At 70.3% G+C, this 22,711-nt stretch carries 14 protein-coding genes; all 14 read right to left on the bottom strand.

Features of this window, described 5'->3' with window-relative positions:
- Positions 1-67: 67 nt before the first annotated feature.
- Positions 68-331, bottom strand: a complete 264-nt coding sequence (locus A6745_RS07770) for an entry exclusion lipoprotein TrbK (RefSeq protein WP_066125371.1) — start codon at positions 329-331, stop codon at positions 68-70.
- Positions 328-1,269, bottom strand: coding sequence for a LysR family transcriptional regulator (locus tag A6745_RS07765; RefSeq protein WP_066125369.1), 942 nt, complete (start codon positions 1,267-1,269; stop codon positions 328-330). Before A6745_RS07765 ends, A6745_RS07770 begins: the two co-directional genes overlap by 4 nt.
- Before the next feature lie 164 nt (positions 1,270-1,433).
- Positions 1,434-13,964: a filamentous haemagglutinin family protein gene (locus A6745_RS07760; protein ID WP_082852945.1), complete on the bottom strand. Its 12,531-nt coding sequence runs from the start codon at positions 13,962-13,964 to the stop codon at positions 1,434-1,436.
- 274 nt (positions 13,965-14,238) lie between these two features.
- Positions 14,239-15,240 (bottom strand): FecR family protein, encoded by a 1,002-nt coding sequence (locus tag A6745_RS07755; protein ID WP_066125363.1) that lies wholly within the window; start codon positions 15,238-15,240, stop codon positions 14,239-14,241.
- A 129-nt stretch (positions 15,241-15,369) separates the two neighbouring features.
- A complete protein-coding gene (locus A6745_RS07750) occupies positions 15,370-15,876 on the bottom strand; it encodes an RNA polymerase sigma factor (protein WP_066125361.1) in 507 nt (168 codons plus the stop codon).
- A 2-nt stretch (positions 15,877-15,878) separates the two neighbouring features.
- On the bottom strand, positions 15,879-16,592 hold the full coding sequence (locus A6745_RS07745) for a TonB family protein (protein ID WP_066125359.1): 714 nt from the start codon (positions 16,590-16,592) through the stop codon (positions 15,879-15,881).
- Positions 16,593-16,795: 203 nt separating this feature from the next.
- Positions 16,796-18,745: a relaxase/mobilization nuclease domain-containing protein gene (locus A6745_RS07740; protein WP_066125357.1), complete on the bottom strand. Its 1,950-nt coding sequence runs from the start codon at positions 18,743-18,745 to the stop codon at positions 16,796-16,798.
- Positions 18,742-19,185 (bottom strand): hypothetical protein, encoded by a 444-nt coding sequence (locus tag A6745_RS27730; protein ID WP_156513311.1) that lies wholly within the window; start codon positions 19,183-19,185, stop codon positions 18,742-18,744. The genes A6745_RS07740 and A6745_RS27730 overlap by 4 nt, the downstream gene beginning before the upstream one ends.
- Positions 19,182-19,790 (bottom strand): S26 family signal peptidase, encoded by a 609-nt coding sequence (locus tag A6745_RS07735; protein WP_066125355.1) that lies wholly within the window; start codon positions 19,788-19,790, stop codon positions 19,182-19,184. Before A6745_RS07735 ends, A6745_RS27730 begins: the two co-directional genes overlap by 4 nt.
- The gene (locus tag A6745_RS07730) at positions 19,787-20,332 is read right to left on the bottom strand and encodes a DUF2840 domain-containing protein (protein ID WP_066125352.1); all 546 of its coding nucleotides are present in this window, start codon (positions 20,330-20,332) and stop codon (positions 19,787-19,789) included. The genes A6745_RS07735 and A6745_RS07730 overlap by 4 nt, the downstream gene beginning before the upstream one ends.
- On the bottom strand, positions 20,329-20,613 hold the full coding sequence (locus tag A6745_RS07725; protein ID WP_066125350.1) for a chromosome partitioning protein ParB: 285 nt from the start codon (positions 20,611-20,613) through the stop codon (positions 20,329-20,331). Before A6745_RS07725 ends, A6745_RS07730 begins: the two co-directional genes overlap by 4 nt.
- A complete protein-coding gene (gene parA / locus A6745_RS07720) occupies positions 20,610-21,248 on the bottom strand; it encodes a ParA family partition ATPase (RefSeq protein ID WP_066125876.1) in 639 nt (212 codons plus the stop codon). The genes A6745_RS07725 and parA overlap by 4 nt, the downstream gene beginning before the upstream one ends.
- A gap of 289 nt (positions 21,249-21,537) precedes the next feature.
- On the bottom strand, positions 21,538-22,398 hold the full coding sequence (locus A6745_RS07715; protein WP_066125348.1) for a replication initiator protein A: 861 nt from the start codon (positions 22,396-22,398) through the stop codon (positions 21,538-21,540).
- A gap of 26 nt (positions 22,399-22,424) precedes the next feature.
- Positions 22,425-22,706, bottom strand: coding sequence for a helix-turn-helix domain-containing protein (locus A6745_RS07710; RefSeq protein ID WP_066125345.1), 282 nt, complete (start codon positions 22,704-22,706; stop codon positions 22,425-22,427).
- Positions 22,707-22,711 lie beyond the last annotated feature (5 nt).

Here is a 22,711-nt window from a genome sequence, read left to right as displayed (position 1 = left end):
CGCAAGCGAAAGCGCATTGCGGCGTGTCGAACAGGAAAACGAAAAATTCGTGGCAAAGCGCCAGCGATCAGAACCGGGGCGGACTCTCCGGCGGCGTATACGGCACCTTGCCGTCGCCATAGAAGCGATTGCGCGTAGCCTGGGCCACGCGATTGCACAGCACATCGCCCAACACGGCGCGATCCGTCTTGCATTGCCGGCGCAGCGCTTTCAAGCGCGCGGGATCGGAGGCCAGCGCCTCGACGCCCGGCACATCTTTGGCCTCTGGCGTTTCCGATGGGCCGCAGGCAGCCAGTAGCGCCGCCAGCAGCAGCGCGGCGATCGTCTTCATGCCCCGGGGCCCTCTTGACGATCAGCCGCGGGGGAGTGCGTATCGTCCTGCGGCGACTCGATCGCGTGCACGCGCTGGATGAAGCGGGCCAGCACACCGGGCGCCTCGTCCTGGTCCATCCGCAGCAAATAGGTCGTCAGCATCGGGGACCGTCCCGCCAGCGGCCGGGCCACGATCCCTGCCTGCCGGCCGGTCGCGATGTGCGAGGCGCCAGCCAGCCCCAGCGCAAGGCCCGCGGACACCAATGCCTTCATCAGGTCGGACGATGCGACCCGCTCAGCCACCATCGGTTCGACGTCCACGCGGCGCAGCACCCGGTCGATCTGGCGCGCGTGGCCTTCGCACACCTGCGGATCGCACAGGACCAGCGGATAGCGGAGCACTTCCTCCAGCGGAATGCGCTTGTAGCTCAACAGGGGATGCCGCGCCGGCACCGCCACCATCAGGGGCTCGCTCCATGCCTGCTCGACAATCAGGCCATCCCCGACATCGCTGGATTGGGCAAAGCCCGCGTCGTAAAGGTCGCCCAGCAGCCCCTTGACTTGCTGCGCCAGCGGCACTTCGAACAGCCGTATCTCGACATCGGGCTCTTCCTGCCGGCACAGGGCAAGCAGCGTGGGCAGGCGCGAAGGCGTGATGCCGTCGGACACGGCGATGCGCAACTGCCCGTGAAAGCCGTTGGCGGCAGCTTTCACGCTGTCTCGCGCCTGCTGCAAGGTGGAGAATACACGCGGCACATGCTCCAGAAACAACTCGCCTGCGCGCGTCAGCCGGGTGCTGCGCGTGGTGCGCGCGAACAACCGGGCGCCCAGTTCTTCTTCCAGTTCGCGGATCGCGCGCGACAGCGGCGACTGCTCAATGTGCAGCCTCTCGGCTGCTCGCGCGAAGTGCAGTTCTTCGGCCACGGCCAGAAAGCAGCGCAAGTGGCGCAACTCCATGTTCAGACCTCCCAAGCCATCCACGCATTGCCGCGTGCGGCACCATACGGCGGGCGCAGACTTGCGAACGCCCCACTTTTCCTGCATGGCATAACAGCCAGCCGCGGGTAAAATGAGCCCCGCCCCCACCGGAGCGGGGACAGGGATGGCGCTAGAAAAAGGGCCTAACGGTCCTGTTGCAGGCGCCGGCGTTCGTCCTGGGTCAGGCGAGCCCAGTGCTTGGGATCGATGTTGTCGCCCAAGCCCACGATCTGCGCCAGGTTCGCCGAATCATAGGGACGCTGCAGGCTCGAGGTCGGACCGGAACGCGGCGCGGGCGGCGCCTGTGTGCCGCCACCGGCCGGCGCATCGGTGCCAAAGCCCAGGATTTGCACGCTGATGATGGACGGCAGCGCCTCTTGCGCCGCCGCCCGCGCCCGCGAGACCGTATCCTGCGCGGCCGTGGCCGCAGAGCTGGCCGCCGCGCTGGCGCTGGTCAGCGCCCCCACGTTGACCGCCACGGCCACCGGCATGCCCACGGATTCCCCCTGCACCTGGATGTTGTCGGCGTTGACCACCTGCAGCGCGGCCAGGTTGACGTTGCCCGAGACCCGGATGCCGGCCTCGCCTGCATCGATCACGCCCAGCGGCGCGATCAGGTCGACGTTGCCGGGCGGGACTTCGGCCACCGAGGCCAGCGTGGCGATCCCCGCGCCCGAGGACGGCACCGCGGGCGACAGCGTCAGGTTGCCCACGTCGTCGTACAGCCGGCGCGGCGGCGTGTAGACGACCGAGGTCTTGGCGCCGCGGCCGGCGTTGATGTCGCCGGCGGCCGACCAGCCGAGGATGTCGCCGCCGAAGGTCGTGAAGATGCGCGACAGGCCCAGCGCGATGTCGCCCTGGCTGTAGATCTGCACGTTGCCCTCGCCCTGGGTCAGGATACCGTTGTGGGCGTTCTCCGGCCGCACGGCGTCCACGCCTACGATCACGTCGCCGCCCGGCGCCAGGATCTGGATGTCGCCGCCGCCTTCGGTGCGGATCAGGCCCGAGCGGTTGCCGGTGGAGAACATCACCAGGTCGCCCTGGTAGGGCGAGGTGCCGGCCTCGCTGTCCACACCCGGCCACAGGGTTTCGATCATGCGCCGCCCGCGCAGGTAGGAACCGGGGCGCGGGCCGTCCGCATCGTTGTACTCCCGTCCGCCGGCCAGCAGTTCGGCGTAGTACACGTTGCGCAGGAAGATGCGCTGCTGTTCGGGCGCGAGCCCGTCGAAGTAGGCCAGCGCATCCTGGCTGTCGCCATCGAAGCCGTAGCGCTGGCTCAGCCAGTCGGCCAACTCGTCGTCGTAGACCTTGGCCACCTTGCCCGGCTGATCGGCCAGCGCGGCGTCCGGGTCGGCCAGGCTGGCCGAACCCAGGTAGGCCTGCCTGACGGCGGCGAAATCCGGGCCCTCGGCGCCGGCGCCAACGGTGATCGCGATATCGGCACCGCCCGTCGGATCCGCGCCGGCCGCCGAACCGACCAGGCCGATCGAGCGCAGCGTGCCGCTGTCGTCCTGGCTGAGGTTGCGCCCGGCAATCAGTTCCAGCGTGCCCGGACCGGCCACCATGGCGCTGATGTAGATCAGGTCGCGTCCGGCCTGGATCAGCGACACGTCGTCGGCGGCGTGGTGGCCGAACAGCGAGGATGTGTGCCGGAACTCGTCACTATAGGCGCTATAGATGCCGGGCTCGCCGAAGCTCACGATGTCGCGGCCCGCGCGCACGAAGGCCGGTCGGCCGGAAACGTAGGCAACCGCGCCATCGTTGTCGCGGACCGACTGCCCGTAATCGGCGTAGACAATGTCGCCGTCGCGGGCGTACATCAGCGCCGGCGATATCTTGACGGAACCGTGCTCCAGGCTGTTCTGGCCGCGGGCATACACATCGCCATAACCGCTGTATCCGGCAAGATTGGACCCCAGCACAGTGTCTGCGTTATAGATCTGCGTGTCCGGCAATGCCTGCCAGGCCGGGTTGGCCGGCGTGGCCAGTATCCGCGTGGGCGCGCCGGACGTGCTGACCTTCAAGTAATAGATCGAGTCGCTGGCCAGGAACGCCAGTTCATCGTCCTCGTCGGTTGGGCGCACCTCCAGTGTGGTGTAGACGTTGCCGTACCGGGCCTGGCCGTAAAGATTGCCATTGGCCGCAATGGCGCTGAGCCGGGCGGGCGCCTCGCCGCCGATGAGCAGGTCGCCGCCGGCCGACATGGCCTGCACCGCCGTCTGTCCGGTGAACTGCGTGAACCAGCTCAGCACGGCGCCGCTCTCGCCGCCGATTTGCGCGCCGACCACACCCGCGCTGCCCTGCAGCCCCGGGTCGCGCAGGTCCACCACCAGGTCGCCGCGGCTGCGCAGGTCGACGGCGCCGTCGCCGGGCAGGACGCTGGCCGGGCCGTAGCGGTTCACGTTGACGTGCCGCGAGTACGTATCGGGCCGGGGATCGCTTGTACTGTCCGTCGAGGTCGGGGTATAGGTCTGCCAGACGGTGCCGACCGAACCGGCGCCGACGTCGATGTCGCCGCGCAGGTTGACCAGGCCCGTCAGGATCTTCTCAGGATCGGTGGCCACGGGATTGATCTGGCGTCCGACGTCGACCGCCAGGTCGCCGCCGCCGGTCCGATGGATCGTGCCATCGGCATCCACCCAGCCCGACGAGCCGACCGCCACCATCAGGGCACCGCGCTCGCCCAGGGCGGTCACACTTTCGTAAGCACCCATGTCGCGGCCCGCGCGCAGGGTGACGTTGCCGCCGCCCAGCGTGCCGACGCCATCGAAGGCCGCCAGGTAGCGCGAACCGTCCCGTGTCTGCAGCGAGCCGTCGGTGGTCCTGCGCAGGGCATAGGAGCCGAAATTGATCCACCAGGCGCTTTGCTGGCCCAGCTGCGGCGCGCCCTGGTTCCACAGCCAGTCGCCGACCTCCAGGTTGCCGTAGTTCTGTCTGCCTACCTGCTGGGCATTCATGTGGCCCAGCACGTCGCGCCCGGCTTCGATGGCCAGGTTGCCGCCGCCGGTGGCGAACCAGGGCCGGTAGCCCGCGATGGCCGCCTCGTAGTCGGAGTAGGCGCCGCCCAGCACGGAACCGTCGGCCAGCGTGGCCCGGGGCAGGTTCAGGGCGCCGCCGGCGCGGGTATCGGCATTGTCGACGTACGTACCCGCGGTATAGACGCCGAAGCGCGATTCCTGCCGATAGTCGCGCCCGGCGATCAGGTCGAGATCCCCCGTGCCGGTGCGCAGCACGCTCACGCCCTCTTGGGCGTTCGCATCATCGGTCATCACGAAATGCAGGTTGCTGAGCACCAGGTCCCCCATTTCGTCCCGGCGCGCCGCCCGCGCATCGGCCGAGGCGAGATCGGCGCCGGCCACCAGGCGCAGGCTCCAGCTCTGCGAGCCGGCGGCCAGCATCGGCGCCACGGCCCATATCTTCTGCTCGACAGGTGCCGCCGAGGCCAGCGTGCTCACGCGAAAAGCCTGGGGCAGCGTCGTGCCCCCGGGCAGCGTCAGGCGCTGGCTGAATTCCGCCGCCGCGTTGACCCGCATGCCGACCATCGGTGTGCCGGCCGGGATGGTCGTGGCCTGAAAATAGAAGGTGCCGGTGATCGGGTTGCCGGCCTTCATGACCGTCCCGATCGGCAGGCTCGCCTGGCCGATGTTGGTGCCCGCCGGTATCTCGCCGGTATAGCTGACGCCCGTGGCCGTATCGGTCACCGTCACGCCCGCGGCCAGGCTGGCGCCGCCGTCCAGCACCATGTTGCGGATGTTGGCCACCCGGTTGAGCGTCATATCCATCGGCAGCGTGATGGTGGGGTTGTTCGAGCCCGAACTCACGAGAATCTGGCCGATCGGGTTCAGGTCGAACGGCAGCGTGTAATCGCTGTAGAAATAGGCCGACCCCAGGTTCCATCCCGCCTCCAGGACCATGTCGTGGGGCAGCGTATAGGGGCCGCTCAGGTTTCCGGTCACCGTCAGTTCGTAGGAGTCGTCAGGCGTGACCGGCGGTCTGCCGAAGCCGTCGGTGATGCTGCCCTTGACCGTCAAGTCGCCGCCGGCGCGCAGCGAGAATACGCCGGCCACGCCGCTTCCGCGCTGCGCCGGATTGGCATCCGGCCCGTAGCGGTAGTCGGCCAGGTCCAGGTCGCCCTCCACGCGCAGGTTGCCGCCGGCATCGGCGCTGACGATCTCCACGCCGGGGCGCAACTGGAAGGCCGCGCCCGCGGCATCGCGCAGGCCGGCGATGCGGCTTGCCAGCGCGGCGTTGCCCAGCGCCGTGTCGATGAACGCGGTGCTGTCGCCGTGCAAGGTATCGAGATAGGCCTGGTCGACGATCTGCGTGCCCGGGTCTGCGGGATCGCCGCGCGCGTCGTCGTAGCGCCAGGTGCCGTTGACTGCCACCCGCCTGGCGCCGCTGACCGTCAGCGGTCCCGCGGCGTCCACCGCCACGTCGTTGCCGCGCGCGCCACCGATGCGCCGGGCGTGGATGTCCACCGTGCCCAGCGCCCGGCCGCCCGCACCGACCTCCAGCGCCGCGCCGCTGCCCAGCACCACCCGGCCGTCGCGGCTGCTCAGGTCGATGATGGCCCGGTTCGCGCCTTCGATGATCCCGCCGTCGCTGTCGCGGCGCAGTTCGTCGCCGCTGGCGTCGAGCGCCGCGCCGGCGCGCAGGACCAGGTCATCGCGCGCGGCCAGGCGGATGCTGCCGGCGTGGCGGCCGCCGCCGCGCACCTGCCCTTCGACGATGAGATCGCCGCCGTTGGCCGTGACGGCGATGTGCTGCGCCCGGACCTCGCTGCCCACGATCACGTCGCCCGCATGGGTCTCGAACCGGCGCAGGTAATCGAAGCCCCCTGCGCTCAGGCGCCTGTTCAGGCCGGCGAAATCCGCGATCCGGCCGGCGCGCACGTCGACCGAGCCGCCTCTGCCGCCTTCGCCGCCGGCGCCTTGCAGTGTGCCGGCCAGCCGGACGTCGCCGGCCACCGCCACGGCCTGCAGCGAGCCGCCGTCCGAATGGCCGGCCGACACGTCGATCACGCTGCCGGCCTCCTGCACGATGTCGCCCGTGGCGCTTTCCAGCACCACGCTGCCGCCGAAGCTGTGGCGCGTCTGCTCGAAGAAGCGCACGGGCTGGCCCGACAGGTCCAGCAGCGCGCCCTCGGCAAGGGTCAGGTCCTTGCCGGCATGCACCTCGACGAGCCCGCTGGGCGCGGCCACCGTGCCGGCCAGGACGATGCGGTCGGCCTTCAGGCGAAGCTGCCCGCCGAGATCCAGCGCCGATACGTCGGCCGCTGCCGAGCCGGCGGCACGCTGCACCCGCAGCGTGCCGCCGGCGATGTATTCCATCTCGGAGCGCGACAGCCCGGTCAGCACGGGGGTGGTAAAGACCAGATTGCCGCCCGAATACTCCCCCGTCGCCTCGTCGCGGCGCTGATGGACCGCCAGCGAGCCCTTGCGCTCGGCCGCGACCTGGCCGGCGGCGAACTCGGCATCCGCAAAGCCCAGCAGCAGTCGATCCATGTTCAGGTTGGCGCCCTGGTCCAGCTCGGTCGCAAAGCCGAACAGGATCTCATCGGCCTGCACCCGGAACCCGCCGGAGCCGGTGCCCGCGCCGCCGGCGATAACCGGGCCCGGTTCGGCCGGGGTGTAGACCGGCCGGGAGGCCGTTCCGCCCTTGTAGCTCAGCCCCGACCAGACGAAGCGGCCGGTGCGCAGCAGCGCCGTATCGCCCGCATCGCCCAGGCCGTAGATGGCCGGCGTGATGAAGCTCAGCGTGGCCGAGGACTCGCCGGTGGCGGGATTGAAGGTATCGAGCGAGACGTCGCCGATGAAGTTGACCGAATTCGTCGCCTGCAGCAGCAGGTTCTGCAGGCCGTGGCCGGCAGCCGGGCGCAGCAGCCGGTCCAGCACGGGCTGGGTCAGGCGCCAGCCGGCGGACAGCACGCCGGCCCTGTCGGCGGCGGCCAGCGCCGCCTCGTTGCCGATGTTGACGTCCTCGACCGACAGGAACAGATCGCGGGCCGACAGGCCGATCTCACCCAGTTCCATGCCGCCCGGGGCCAGGATGGCTACCGTGCCGTCGCCCTGCAGCGAGGCGCCGTCGGCCACCTTGACCTCGCCTGTGCCCTCGGAGGGGCCGAAGGCCAGGATATCGTTGCTGACGACCAGCATCGCCTGGTTGGCCGCCGGCATGAGGGTGACGCCCCGGGCCGCGCTCCAGCCGACCGTGCCGCGGCCGCGCGTATCGATGGCGGCACCCTCTTCCAGCGTCACCGCGCCCGTGCCCGAACCGCCCAGGATGACGGTGCCCGCGGCCAGCCTGCTGCCTACCCGCATCACGACGGAACCGCTGGGCGAGAGGCCGCCCGCGCTATTCATCGGCTGCACGCCGATGCCCAGCATCGTCGCGCCCAGGGCGTTGAGTTCGGCATCGCGCAGCATCACCCGGGTGCCGGAGGCCCCGCCGCCGGCGCCCACGATCTCGTACCCAGTGCCGCTGAAGGCGATGGTGCCGCCGTAGCCGCCTTCGGCGGCCTGGTTGCGCAGTGCGCCATCGAAGACGAAGACTTCGCGGCTCAGGTCCGGGACGGCGCTGAAATCGAAGCCGATGGGACGCACGTCGGCCGGCAGGAAAGGCATGGCCACACGCGGCGTACCGTAGCGCGCCATTTGCGAGGCCGTCCACTCGGTGAAGGTGGTCTCGTTGTAGTCGGCGTGGCGGCGCACCGCGTCGGCCGGCATGAGGGTGATGGCACGCGGCACGGCCGCGGCCACGCCGGTGCCGGCCGTGCCTACCCGCGCCGTGGTGCGCATGATGCCGTTGACATCCTCCCAGGCAATGCGGGGACCGGCGCCGCGCGGCATTGAGGCGCCCAGTTCCACCCGGTAGCCGCCAGGCATCAGCGCATACTGCGCCGGCAGCAGGGTATAGGTGCCCGCCGCCAGGCCGGGCACGCCCTCGCCGATCGTGATCTGGCGACCGATGGCCGGACTGTCCAGCGCGGGATCGACAGGCGCATGGCCGCCCGCGTAGCCGGGCACGATGGCGTAGACCTCGTGTCCGGCGGACGAGCCGTTGTACGGGTTGCCGTCGCCCAGCGCCGTGTTCAGGATATCGACCGACCCGCCCCGGCCCGGCCTGAAGCCCACGCCGCGCAGTTCGCCGCCGCCCGAGACGTCGATGAGCGCCCCGTTCTCGGCGGTGAATCGGGTGGCCTTGAAGACGATCCCGCCCGAGGTCCGGTCGCTCTGGTAGGTATCCAGGCCGCCCACGTAGTCGTAGCGGGCCTTTTCGCCGTCGTAGAGGTAATCGATGCCGTCGATGGTGTAGCCGTAGGGCAGCGCCAGGCCGGCTGCGCTGACCGAGGTGACGCTGCCCGGCAGCAGCGCCAGCTCGGCGCGGTCGGGGTTGCGCAGGTAATTGGGCGTGCCGGAGCTGAACGGGGTGCCGCGCGTGTCTCCACCATCAGAAAACTCGATGCGGCCCAGCGGCGCCAGCACGGCGCCGCCCTGCTCGATGGCCGGCGCGTTGACGATCAGGCGGCCGAACACGGAATGCGGGACCTCGACAGCCTCCGGGCTGGGCCTGCGCAAACGCAATACCGCACCCTCGTTCGGCTCGCCATTCATGCCCTCCGGCCCGACGCCTACCCGGATCAGTCCGGCCTTGTGGGTCGTGGGATACAGCCGGTCGGCGGTAAGGATCAGTTCGCGCTCGGCGACGATGCCGCCGTCGTCGAAACGGATGTCGCCGCGACTGGCCAGCTCGATCGAGGCGAAACCGGGCAGATCGACATCTTCGTACTGCGTCGGCTGGCTTTGCATGCGGTAGGTCGTGCGCCGCGTACCTGCGCCGAACAGCATCGGGCCGCCGGCAATGTCGATCAGGCCGGCTTCGGCGACGAAGCGGCTGCCGGCGCCGGTCAGGGCGGAACCCGTGGTACCGGAGCCGATCTCGACTCCCTGGAAAAGCTGGTTGTTGCCGGAGGGCGCAGGCGTTGCCGTGCGCCCCTCGAAGCGCAGGTAGGGCGCGGCCAGCCGCACGCGCGAATCGGGTGTGTCCTGCGACAGCGATAGCACGCCCTGCCTGAGGACGATTTCGCGCCCCAGCGACAGGTCCACGTCGCCGTCGAAGCGGATGGCGTCGCGGGCATAGGCCGAAAGGCCGTCGAAACCGGCGCGCTCGATTTGGCCGACGCTCAGGTACATCTGGCCCAGTTCCCCGGCCGGCCCGGCGCCCGCACGATCCTGCGCGCCGATCGTCACGACCCGCAGCGCCTGATCCTCGACCGGGGTGTCGCCCGCCAGGAAAGTGCTTTCCAGCAGGATGTCCAGCGTGCCGCCGAACGCGTGGCTGCCGCCGCCCCGGGCATCGACCGCGCCGTCCAGCACGATGCGGTTGGAAGAGACCAGCGCCAGCGTGCCGCCGTCGCCGGCCACTTCGATGGCCGGTTCGCCGGCGTAGACGTCTAGCTTGGCCACCGCTCCGGACAGGTCCAGGCGTGCGCCCTCCTCCACCACGACCGGCAGGCCGCTCACCTCGTACAGATCGGCGGCGAAACGATAATCCTTGGACCCCAGTGTGATATCGCCGCCGTCGCGCACGATGCCGTAGCGGCGTCCCTGCAAGTCGGTGGACGCCGCCGCATCGCCAGAGACGTCGAGCACCGCGTGCTCGCCGATGCGCAGCGTGCGGCGATGGACGGCGCTGCCCCCGCCCGTGGCATTCACGATGTCGATCGCCCCGCCCTGCGCCGTCAGCCGGCCGTCGACGTCGATGCCCTGCGCGCTGCCGCGGATGGCGATGGATTGGCCGGGATCGACGCGGATGTCCGCGCCGGTGCCGATGGTGACGGGACCGGCGGTGCCGCTGCCTTCCGAACGCGACGCGCCCAGCACCAGGCTCGCGCCTTGCCGCTGCGTCACAGAACCGGCCCTGTCGTCCATCATGTACAGCGGCGGCGTCCAGCGCTCCAGCGCCGAGGCGGGGTCGCCGCCGGAGGCGATGGCGCGCATCGCGGCGCCGGCGCGGTATACCGGCATCCCGACGCCGATGCGCGTGCCCTTGGCCACGACCAGGCCCTGGTTGCCGTTGATCTCGTAGCGGGAAAAGCCGGACCTGACGATGGCGGGGTCGATGGCCAGCGTCGGCTTGACCCGCACGTCGCGGTCGAACCGCACGCGATCGGGCAGATTGGTGCCGGCGGCGATCCGCAGGTCGACGGGCAGGGGCTCGCCGGCGGCATAGGTGATGCGCTGCTGCGCGATGGGCAGGCCGTCCGGGAAAACCTCGCCGGGCACGATGAAAGCAGCCAGGAATCCGGGCGAGTTCGTCGCCATCGTCCGGATGACCGTGCCGGCGGGAAGCGGGTCCGCCGGCGGCCGGCCCGCCTGGTTCCTGATGGTCTGCCAGTTCGTCTCGCCCGGCAGCATCGCGGCCACCTGGAAGATGCCCGACGGCGGCATGGGCAGGGACCATTCGGCGGCAGTCGTCACGGTATTGTTGGCGTTGATCTGCAGGTTCGCGTCGCCCACGGCCTCGCCCGGCCCTACCTTGTCACGGATGACCGTGTAGTCGAAACTCAGGGCTTTGCCGGCGGCGATCAGCACGTCCTCGGCCAGCGTGATGCCGACGGGCACCGTCTCGCCGGCCGCAAGCAGGCCGTTGGTCTCGAAGACTTCGCCGCCGATGGTGACCGCGCCGCCGGATTCGATGGCCAGCGCGGCGCCGCCTGCCACGCCGTAGCCGCGGATGTCGCCGTCCAGCGTCAGCGCGGCTTGGTTGACGGACTCCCCGGTGCCGCCGCGCACATTGGTGCGCAGGACGACGTCGCCGCCGCGCCCGCCCGCCAGGCCGCTCTCGGCCAGCAGCCCCGCGCCGGAGGAAACGTCGATCAGGCTGCCCGGCTCCAGCGTCACGAAATGCGTGTTGGCCAGCGTCACATCGCCGCCGTCCACGTAGGCCAGCCTGCTGCGGTCGGTGTCGGCGTCCTTCCAGGCATTAACCCATACGCCTCGCGCATCCAGCGTGGCCCCTTCGCGCAGCACGACGCGCGACTGCCCGTCCTCGTCGAGCAGCACCCCGCCCATGCCCAGGCCGTCGATGCTCTCTGCCACGTTGGTCGCGGCGATCGAGCCGCCGCGTGCGGTGACGTCCGCGCCGATGTCGACGTCGGCCGCCGTCATCTGCAGCGCGCCGCCGTCAGCCAGCACCAGCTCGCCTCCGATGAGGATCGTCCCCCGGGTCTGCAGCGTCAGCCCGCCCAGCCCGGCCTGGCTCAGCCGCGCGGCGTCCAGCCACGCCGTGCCCAGGAGGTCTTCCGGCAGCGCGTCGCCGGCGCCCACGCCCGCCGCCGCGCCGCCAAAGCCGCCCACCCGCACGTCTACGTCGTACAGGCCCGGCTCGTTGGCCTGCACGCCGTAGCGGCCCAGCGTCAGCCGGCCGGCCCGCGCCACGGCGGTCTGGGCCTGCAGATAGCCGTCGTCGAGCGCGGCGCGCGGGCGCGTCTGGCGCGCGCCGTTGAAGATCCTGGCCTCGATGTCGCCGTCGAGCACGGCCGTGGGGGCGCTGACGATGAATCGGCCGGCGTCGCGGCCGACGGTATAGCCAGGTTCCCAGCGCCGCGAGGGCCCGATCAACGGGTTGTGCCAGGTCTCGGTATGATCCCAGCGCTCGCTGGCGCGCTCGTATCCCCTGTAGAGCCCCTCGTAGAGCACGCCGGCCGGCGCCGACGAAACGTTGTACAGCCGGCCGTCGGCGCCGCGCAGCCAGGTGTGGCGGATGTAGCCGGCCTGCACGTCCAGCGTGCCGCCGGACAGGTTCACCATCGAGCCCGGCTGGGTAAGGACCTGCGCACCGCCCAGCAGGACGGTGCCACCCTGGGCCGCCCATTCGCTCACACTATGGCCCTGGTTGTCCAGATAGCCGCCCACCTCCAGCAGCCCGCCCCCGGTGTACCAGCGGTCGGTTTCGTAGCCGCCGGTGCCGGCCGGCACATGGATGAGGCTGCGGCGGTCGATCCAGACATCGCTGTTGTTCAGCGTGCCATCGTCGCGGTTGACCGGCGCGTCGCGCTGCTCGTTGCCCTGGATGTTGACCTCGATATTGTTGGACTCCATCGCCACGCGCACGCCCACCGCGCCCGAGACGTCCAACTGCGAACCGGATGCCGCATGGGCCCTGCCGCGTCCGTCGGCCACGATCTGGCCGCCCGTGGCCAGGGTCAGCGAATCCCGCTCGAACACGACGTCGCCGCCCGAGACGATCTCGATGCGCGACTGGTCGCGCCGGTCGGCCAGGCGCGAATAGTTGTCGAACGTGCCCGGATCGTCGCGCAGGCGGTCGTTGTCCTGGCGGGCCGATTCCTCGACGAGGGCGCTGCGCTGGCTGTCGAGCGCCTGTTGCCCGTCCTCGTCGATGAGGACCGCCGTGGTGGCGCCCTCGCCCAGGACCACGCGGCCGGCCGCGTCGCCCACCGAGTTCAGCAGATGCACCGTGCCCCGCCGGTTGACCGTGGTCGTGGCCGCCGCCACGCCGGCCTGGCGCACGTCGCGCCCGGCCAGGGTGACGTCGCCCTCGCGGGCCAGGATCAGGCCGGTATTCGACACGCTGCCGGCCGTACTGTCGACGGCCAATTGCGGGGCGATCTCGCTGCCCTGGGTGGTGGCGGTCCGGTTGCCGGTGGTGCTGACGCCGCGCCGGATGATAAAGTCGTCGCCCGCAGCCAAGGCGGTCTGGCCCTTGTGCGTGGCGATGTCGCCGGCGTTGCTGGCTTCGTGGCCCAGCAGCAGCACGTAGCCGCCGCTCTGCGTAACGGATTCGGGTACGTGCGTGCGGATCCGCGCGCCCGCCTCGACGCGCACCGCGCCCAGGGCATCGGAAAAACTGGCCGTATTGGCGTTGGGGCCGTACAAGCCGTTGTCGCGGAACTGGTCGTCGCTGATCTTCGCTGCCGCAGCCACTAGATTGCGAACATTGACCTGGCTGGTGCCGGTGAACACCACGCCATTCTGGTTGGCGATCATGATGGTGCCGTCGGCTTTGATCGCCCCCTGGATCTGGCTGGGGCGCGTGTCCGCGCCGCGCACCCGGTTCAGCACCGCGTCGCTGGACTTCTGCACGAAGTTCAGGTCGGTGTTGCGCCCCACGTGAAAGCTCTCCCAATCCAACACCGCGCGCGGCTTGTTCTGGGCGATGGTGACCTGCTGGCGGCCGTCCTTGACGCCGGTCTCGGGCGCGGCCGCGTCCCAGCGGCCTCCCTCGAACCGATTCAGGCCGTCCTTGCCCAAGCCGTCGCGCACCCAAGCGGCATTCTGCGGGTTGTTGCGTGCCGCTTCCTGCGTGGCCTGCTGGGCGGCGATGGCCGCGGCCGTGCGGTTCAGGTTGGCGATTGAGCGCGAAAGCTGCTTGCGCACCTGCGCCTGCTGGCGTGCCGCGGGCGGCAGGCCCGCCGCACCGGGCATGGGCCTGCCTGCCGCCCGCGCTTGCTGCGAGGCGCCCTTGGCGGCGAACCATGCGCCGCTCAACGGCCGCTGCGCGTAGGCTTCCTGCCCGGCCATCCCGCCCGCCAGCATGGCCAGCGCCATCGCGCGGGCAATCGGCGCCAGCCGGAAACGGCGTGAAGCGGCCGTGCTCGTCTTCCTGGCACCGGGTGGATGGGGGTGCTGCGCTGCGCCTGCGTGTACTTTCATCTGAATGCTCGCCGATAATTGATGTCGATGCCGAATCGGCTGCCTAACGAATGCAGGCCAGCCACGTCCATGCCGAATCCACGGCGCCGCCGAAGGTCGCGGGCGGCGCGCAGCGTTCGCTACGAAGCTATAACGAATGGCAGCGACCCGGTCCGCAACTTTTTTCGCTATGGCGTTTTTACGGCGATGGGAACGGCCGCGCGCCTTGTATCGGCGGCATGCGGCGAACGGCGCGATGACGCGTCATTCAAATTTCATACTCGGCCGTGCGGCCTCAGCTCAAGATCATGAACCCACCGGGCAGCGCCTGGCCGCTGAGTTCGAAGGTGCGTGCCAGCAGGGCCACGGCATCGTCCAGCGAAGCGATATAGAAACTGCCGCTGACGGGCTGGTCGCGCACCGACGCATTCATCAGCATGACGCGGCCGGGCCGGTAGCGGTTGATTTCCTCGATGACATCGGCAAGCCGGGTATGGTCGAACACCAGTTCGCCCCTGCGCCATGCCGACACCCGGCGCAGATCGACGTGGCTTTTCACCTCGCCCAGCTCGCGGTCGGCGTACGTCGCCTGCTGGCCCGTTGCGAGCCGGCGCTGGCCCATGGGGTGCGCCACCTGAACCGCGCCTTCCAGGCAGGTGACGCAGACCTTGCCGTCCAGATACCGCACCGCGAAGCGTCCGGCCTCGGCCTGGCTGCGGCCGGCGCCGGCCATGACCACGAAGGGCCGGTGGCCGGCCGCAGCCGACAGGTCGATGGCGGCCTCGCCCGCCAGCAGGTCGATGCCCTCGACCCCCTCGCCGGTGTCCTGGCGGCGCACACTGGTCTGCGTGTTCAGCGTCACCTTGGCCTGGCCGGCCAGGTCGATTTCGCGCTGCTCGCCCTTGGCAGTCCGGTAGTCCGCGCCCCATTCGCCGGGCGCCGGCCACAGGCCGGCCGGCGGGCGCATCACAGCGATGCCGGCCACCGCCGCCGCGCCGACCGCGGCGCCCAGAAAGGCGCGGCGCGCGCGCAGATTCGAGCGTGATTCGCGTTCCTGTGCCGGGACGGCGTCGGGATGGCGGCGCCGCACCGCGGCGGCCACCGGCTCCAGCACGGCCCATTGCTGGCGGGCGCAGTGGAAGGCGGCCTTGTGCGCCGGATCGGCGCTCAGCCAGCGCTGGAACCCTTCCAGGTCCCAGGAATTGACCTCGCCCGAGTTGAGCAGGCGCAGCCATACCCAGGCCTGCTTGTGCAGGTCGTCGGGCGGGCTTGCGCGATCATCGGCGGATATCTTCATGATGTCACGTCAGGACGCCAGGCCTGCCCCGGCAAGGGGTCTGCCCCGGGGCATGGGCACCGGCGCCTTGTTGGGAACGGTATGAGCTAAGACGAATGGCGACCCCACGCGTCCGCAATATTTTTTTCATCACCGGCGCATCCCGGCAGCCAGCGCGTCATGGGCGTGCTTCAGTTCGGACTCGACCGTGCGCTTGGAGCATCCCAGGCGCAGGGCCACTTCCGCCCGCGTGACTCCCTCCCAGTGCACCATGACGAAAATGGCGCGGCGGCGCCTGGGCAGCCTTTCCACCAGTTCGGTCAGGTATTCCAGTTCCAGGCGCGCCTCGACCACTTGCGGCGGACCGGGCTCCGGGTCCGACAGGTCCATGGCATCGTTGATTTCCTCCAGCGACACCATGCGGCCCTGCCGGCGCTGCACGTCCACCGCCAGGTTGACGGCCATGCGCACCAGGTAGCTGCCCGGACTCTGAATGGGCTTGTCCACGTCCTTGGCGGCCAGGCGCAGCCAGGCGTCGTGCAGCGCATCGTTGGCCAGTTCGCTATTGCCGCCCAGCAGCCGGGACACGCGCTGCTTGAGCGTGCCATAGTGCCGAGTCAGGTAGTCGATGAGCGAGGGGCTGGCTTCGTCGCGCATGCTCACGGCGCCCCCTCGCCGCAGCGCGGCCCCTGGGCGCCGCCGTCCTCGCGCGGCACGATCAGCATGGTGACCGGCTGCGCCAGCCCCGGCGGCGGCGGGCCGCCCAGGCGCACGCGCCGCAACGCGGCCAGCAGGGCTTCGTCGCGCTGGCCGTCGCCCGTCGAGCCGAGCAGGCGCGGCCGCTGGAGCCGGCCGGCCGCGTCCACCTGAAAGCGCAGCAGCAAGCGGTACGCGCCCGGCGCGGTACGGGTGTCGGCGCACAAGGCGTCCCAGACGCGGGCCTGGATCTGGCTGGGATAGCCGGCCAGGTCGCCCAGGCTGGCGCGCGGCATGACTGCGGGCGGGGCCGCCGTCAGCACGAAGCCGGCGCGCGGGCCGGCGTTCGATTTCTCGGCCGCCAGGCCGGTGCCTTCCAGCAATCGCCGCAACGCGGCCTCGGCCGAGTAGCGCCCGCGCACGGGCGCCGAGGTCCGGCCCTTGACCAGCTCGCTGCGAAACAGGGTGGGCTGGCGCGTCAATGATGCGTAGCGGCGCAGCGCATCAGCCAAGGGCTGCGCCGCAATGTCGAAGTCGAAACGCTCGGCCGCCGCGCCGCGCTGGCCCGCCGGCGGCGTGCGGCCGGCGTCCTGGGCCCAGGCCGCCTGCGCCGCGAAGGCGCACAGTGCGATCAGCGCTACGGCGGGGTGGCTCAGTGCGGCATATCGCGGTAACATGCCGGCCCGTCCGGGAGAATGGATCGGCCACACAGATACCCCTGGCCGCGGCGATGCTGCGGTTGCATTGAATGAAGGCAGGCGGGGTAGACGATGCAGTGTACGGGCACGATACTAGGTCAAATGTGACATGATGGCACTGTTTTGTGACGCCTTTGTTGCGAGCCGTTGCCGCGCCCCCTGCCCGCGATCGGCGCCCCGGCTTAGCCGATGCCTGGCGCCCTTTGCCGTCCGATCTCCCAAGACACCCCGCTGCCGCGCACCGTGGCGGCAAGCTGCTGGCCCAGGCGCCGCTCGATCACCGGCATCCAGGGAACCAGGCTGAAGCCCAGGCCGTCGTCCAGCATGGCATAGCGGCCACTGGCGAGCATGACCGAACGCCGGTAGATGCCCGCCACTCGCTGGCCATCCGCCACAGGCTGATGCGCCAACCCGGTTTCAGCAGCAATGTCCTTCGCAGCCTGCGCCAGCTCCCGATTGCGCAGCGTGCCCAGCAGGTTGCGAGCGAGGATTACACGCTGGCCGCGACGCTGGGCCAATCCCTGCTCTTCGAGGAAGTCGGCGCGCTTGTGCAACGCCTGCCTGGCCTCGCCGCCAAAGCCCAGGTCGCCCAGCCCCTGGCCGCCGCCGATCAGTTGCTGGTCCAGCCACGTGGCCCCGATGACGCGGACCTGCCGCTCGATGGGCAGGTGGGATTTCAGCTCCACCGACACGCCGCCGCCCAGGCGCTGCGCGTCGTACCGGCGGCCCTGCTCGGGCAGGTCGCCCGGCACCTTCCACAGCCCTTCGGCGATGCGCTCGACGATGCCGGCGCGGCGCAGGGCTTCCAGGCGGCGAACGTGGGCGGCGACGACTTCCTGCGGATCGCGGCCCGGAACAGCCTGACCTTGTGCCACAGCCAGGTGGTGGCCGGTGCGGTACAGGCCATCGCTCGCCAGCGCGGCGATGTTCTTGTCGGTAGCCCGCACCTCGGCGGAACCCTTGACCTCCACCACGGCGCCGGTCGGGTACTGCTCCAGTTCGGTCTTGGGCGGCAGCGCCACATAGTGGGCCTTGCCGTCGATGCCATCGACGATCAGGTAGCCCGTGTCGTACAACTCGTCGGCCAAGCCCCTGCCCGCTACGCAGCCCACGATGATGCGGCCGTCTTCCCCGGGCTGGAACACGGCCAGGTCGCGCTGTTTCGTCCCCATCGCCCGCTGCATGGTGCGGATGATGTCGCCGCGTTCGGCCATTGCCCGCAGCGTGGATTCGGCCTCGGCCTGCACGGCCCACGCGCCGGGCGCGGTTTCCATCGCCAGCCCCATGCGTTGTAGCCGTTGCAGCCTGCCGACCAGCAGCAGGCGCTGGCGTTGCAGCCGAGGTTCGTTGAAGCGCTCGGTACGCACCAGGCCATCAACGGCTTCGCGGTGCAAGCTGCGATCGAGGCTAGTCCAGCGCTCCTGATCGACCTCTCGGGCCAGCGTGCGCTGAATCTCCAGCTCGGTGCGCGGCCCCAGCCATTCGGTGGCCAGTTCCGCCGCCCGTTCGCGCATCCCGCGGGTGATGTACTCCTGCGAAATGATGAGATCCTTGCCGGTGTCGTCCTTGCCGCGCAGCACGACGTGGGTGTGCGGGTTGTCGGTGTTCCAGTGATCGACCGCCACCCAGTCCAGCCGGGTGCCCAGGTCGGCCTCCATGCGCTGCATCAGGTGCCGGGTATAGGTGCGCAGGTCGTCGAGCTGGCCGGCGTCCTCCGGGGAGACGATAAAGCGGAACTGATGGCGGTCTTCCCGGCCACGCACCTCGAAAGCGGCGGTGTCCGCTTCGTCGGTCGCCGGGCCATAGGCGCGGCCCCGCTCCCCTTGGCGGTCCACGCCTTCGCGCTCGATGTAGCGCAGATGCGTGATGGTGGAACGAGCGCCGGCCTTCTGGAGATACACCAGCCGCACCTTGACCGTGGCCCGGCGCGAGTGGGTGGTCAGCGACCGGCCGGCGAAACGCGCCGCGACATGGCCGCGCCCCAGGCGCGAGCCGGGCGCCTTGCCGCGCTTGCCGCCGGTGGCATTGGCCGCCTTGCTGGCCTGGCGCAGCACCTGGTTGATGAAGGCGTCGCCACGCTGCCTGGGCGCGCCTGGGCGGATGCGGAAACGGTCCTCGCCGCTGCGGCTCATGGGACGCCTCCCTCCAAGACGGTCAAGGCCGGGCGTGCGTGGCACGCGGCTTCACCAATGCAGGCAAGGCATTGCCGCTTCACGCGGCACGGTGCCGCGATCTGGCGCGTGCCGCGCCACCCCCACGTGCAGACTGGCTTTGCGCGCACCTTGGTGCCGCACCCTTCAATCTTGCCTTCCGCCTTTGCCCCTCGCTGCCGCTCCGGGCAGCGGCGGCCCGGCAGCGCTGCCGCGTGCGCAGCCAGCACGCCGGCGAACGCGCGAACAAGCGCGATGGGGACCGCAGGCCGGGCGCGTTCGGAGCAAGATGCCTGCACATGGGAAGGCAGCGCCAAGTGCGGCGCGGGTGCGCTGGCACGGCACGCGCGACGACATGCGCAAAACCATCGAATCGGCACGCCTGATAGCACAATGATGCGCAGCGAATCGGCGGCGATCATGGGCGCGTCTCCAGCCAGAACGGATGCGCGATGCCGATCACGACAGATACGCCGACCGGCCCGAAATACCGGCTGTCGAACGACGCCGGATGGGTAACGTTCAAAAGGAACAGTTCGCCAGGCCGAAGCTGGCGGCACTGCGGCCAGGATGGCAGCGGACGGCCCAGCCGGTCGGCGGGACGGACCGCGGCCACCGGCACGCCATCAATCCAGACCCGCGCATCGACAACGCAAACGTGCTGCGGCGCGACTGCGCCCACACGTTTGAGCAGCGGCACGCGCGCCGGCAGGTAGCCGCGCTGCGCGGCCAGCGCGGCGGCATCCGGCGGCAGCGTGGCCAGCACGATGCTGCCCACGGACAGCCGACGTGGCAGCGAGCCGGGCCGAGGGTGCAGCGGATCGACGCGATACCAGCCGACAGGCACACTGTCGGACGGGTTGTAGATGATGCGCGGCAGCGGCGGCACGAAGGACGCCCAGGCCAGCGCAGCGAGGCCGCAGGCGGACAGGCCCGCTAGTACCAGGCGAGCGCGCAAACCTGCGCGGGGCAAGCGCCGGCGCTGCGGCATGCCGGCTGCGCGGGCAATGGCGGACAGGCGCGTCATGACAGCGCCCTTGCGGCCAGCCAGGCGGCGTGCCGCTCGGCGGTGTAGCCGGGCAGCGGCAGGCGCGCAGCGAGCCGGTTGGCGAGCGTGCGCCAGTATGCGGGCGAGACGGCAACGGGCGCGATATCCAGCGCCTCGATGGCGTCGATGCATCCCAGCACGGCACGCACGGCCTTGTCGCCCTCGGCATGCAGCAGCAGGCGCGCGCCCGGCTGCACGCCGGGGATGCGCTGCGCCGCGTCCAGCGGTGTGCAAGCCTGCATGACCATGATCTGCCAGCGCACGGTGCCATAGTCGTTGGCCTGCCAGCGCATGCGGCAGAACAGCGCGCCGGGCAGGAACACCGCGCAGCGCCGCCAGCGGTCTAGCTGAAGGGTGCGCGCGGGCTCGCCGAAGCGCAGGTAGAGCTTGAAGCGCGGCTCGATGTAGGCCAGCGCCACGCGCGTCAGCGGCGCGCCGGCAGGCTGGCTGGAAGATGCGGCAAGCGCAGCCGTGGCCGCGACGGCGGCAGGCGCGCAGGCGCGCGAAGCGGATGCCGTCATGGGGCGTTCTCCTTGCGCTGCTCTGGAAACTCCCGCTCCAGCAGGCCGCGCAGCAGGCCGGCCACGGTCACGCCTTGCGTGAAAGCGGACACCTTGATGCGGGCCCGCATCGCGGGCGTGACGTCGAGCGTGAGGCGGGCCGTGTAGAGGTCGCCCTTGTTGAGTGCATCGGCATCGCCCTGGCGAATCCACGCTTCCGCGTGCGGATTGGCGGGCGGGCGCGCGCCGATGCCAACGCGCCTGGCCGGGCGTTTGCTGCTCGATGGCGGCTTTGCGGTCATGGCGTGCCCCGCAGCAGTTCGTCCACCAGGGCGGTGATTTCGCGCGCGGCGGCGCTGTCCGGCGCGGTTTCGCAGGCAAGCCGGCCAGCGGCCACACTATCGGCGAAGACGATGCGCTGCCGAACCTCGGCACGCAGCGCCGGCAGTGGCTGCTCGGCGAGCGCCTGGCGCGCTTCACGCCCGATCACGGTGGTGCTGACGCGCCGGTTGATGACGAAGCCTGCGCGCAGCAGCGGCCGGAACACTTGGGCCTCGCGTATCAGCGCCACCATTTCAGCCGAAGCCCAGAGGTCGTAGGGGCTGGGCTGCACGGGGATCAGCACGCGCTCGGCTGCCAGCAGCGCGGAGCGCGCCAGGGCGGCAATTCTGGGCGGACCATCAATGATGATGTGATCGGCCCGCCTGGCAAGTTCCGGCGCCTCCTGATGCAGCGTTTCGCGCGCGAGCCCGACGGCACTGAACAGCCGTGGCAAGCCTTGCTGGCTGCGGCGCTGCGTCCAGTCCAGCGATGAACCTTGCGGGTCGGCATCCAGCAGCACGACGTGCTGGCCGCGCATCGCCAGTTCGCCGGCGATGTGCGTGGCGAGCGTGGTCTTGCCAACGCCCCCTTTCTGGTTGAGCAGAGCGACGATCATGGCGCAGCCTTCCATGCTGGAAAGCCTTGCCTCGATCGGCCTGCAAGACCTGCTTGCCGGCGGCGGGTTGTGCTCGCCGTTGGCGGCCGTGTGATGGTTGTCCACCGCAGCGGCGTTTGCCTACTACAAGTTAGAGCATTTAAGTTAGGGAAGTTAAGGGGCGCGCAGGCCCAATGCTGGCGCGGGTTTGCGGGCGACTTTGTTGCCTGATAGCACGATGGTTGGTTGCCTGATAGCACGATACCCCGGTTGCCTGATAGCACGAGCCCGTCCACAGGTTTTCCCGCAGTTATCCCCGTGCCGTGGACGGCACGGGGCGGAACGTGAGCAGCGGCGAGTCCATCCCGGCCACGTACTCGATGCCCAACTCGTAGCCGGGCAAGGATTGGCGCGCGACCAATGCCCGCAAGTCGGCGGCAAAGTCGTAGTAGCGCGCCACGCTGCCCGACTTGCGGTACAGGTGCCGGAAGTCGAATTGCCAGCCGTGCTCCTGCCTGCCGCCGTGCTTGCGCACCAGGCGGTAGAGCCACCGCTCGATGCCGCCTGTCAGGCTGAAGTACGCCGGGTCGATGGTCAGCACCAGGGCGGCGTCGAGCACGCCGATATAGAACCAGTCCGGCAGGATCAGCTCGATGCCCAGCGGCGTGCCGCCGGCGCCGGCCAGCTCGCGCCACTCGTTCACCCAGGAGAAGCGGTGCAAGCGCCTGCCTGTTGTCTCGCGGATGGACGTGGCCACCGTGGTCGATTGCAGGCGGTCGAGCGCGGCCTTGAGGCGTTGGTAGTCGCGCGAGCCCGTGCCGCGCCCGATGAAGCGAAGCACTTCGTACGGCGTGGCGCGCATCAGCCGCGACGTGGGCAGGCCCGCGTCCTTCGCCTCCACGATCTGCGAGGCCGCCCAAATGAGAATGTCGGCATCCCAAATGGTGGCGATGCCGTGCTCGGCCGTGCCTTCCACGCGGATCGTCACGCTCCCGCTGCGAAAGTCGATCGGCTTGACCCGCCTGGACTTGGCGAGCGAAAAAAAGGGAAAAGCCATCAGGTCCTGGCTGTCGCGCGGCGCCATGTCGCCGCCCGGCAGGGCGCGGAACAAGTCGAGCTGCTCGCGCTCCTGCGAGGGCCGCTGCCTGGACGGCAGCGCCGGGCTGGACATGGCGACGGCCTGCCGCGCGCCGCCGCTCAGCGCGCACGGCTGTCGGCCGAGTGGTGCTCGGCGTATTCGGGATCGGAGGTCGTCTCGAAACTGCGGTCGGCGGCCCAGGCATCGAGGTCGGCCACAGCGTACATGACGCGCCGGCCGAATTTGCGAAAGCGCGGCCCGCCGCCGAGCACGCGCTGCTTTTCCAGCGTGCGCGGCGACAGCCGCAGGTAGCCGGCGGCTTCGTCGTTGGTGAGATAGGGTTGGGGCTGCGCGGCAGCGGGAGAAACAGCGGCGGCAGGCCGCAAGGGGGCGGGACGCATAAGGT

The organism is Bordetella ansorpii (assembly GCF_900078705.1).
In the GTDB taxonomy this organism is placed as follows: domain Bacteria; phylum Pseudomonadota; class Gammaproteobacteria; order Burkholderiales; family Burkholderiaceae_B; genus Bordetella; species Bordetella ansorpii_A.
Note: the sequence above shows the minus strand (reverse complement) of the source record. Positions and strands in the feature narration are given on the sequence as shown.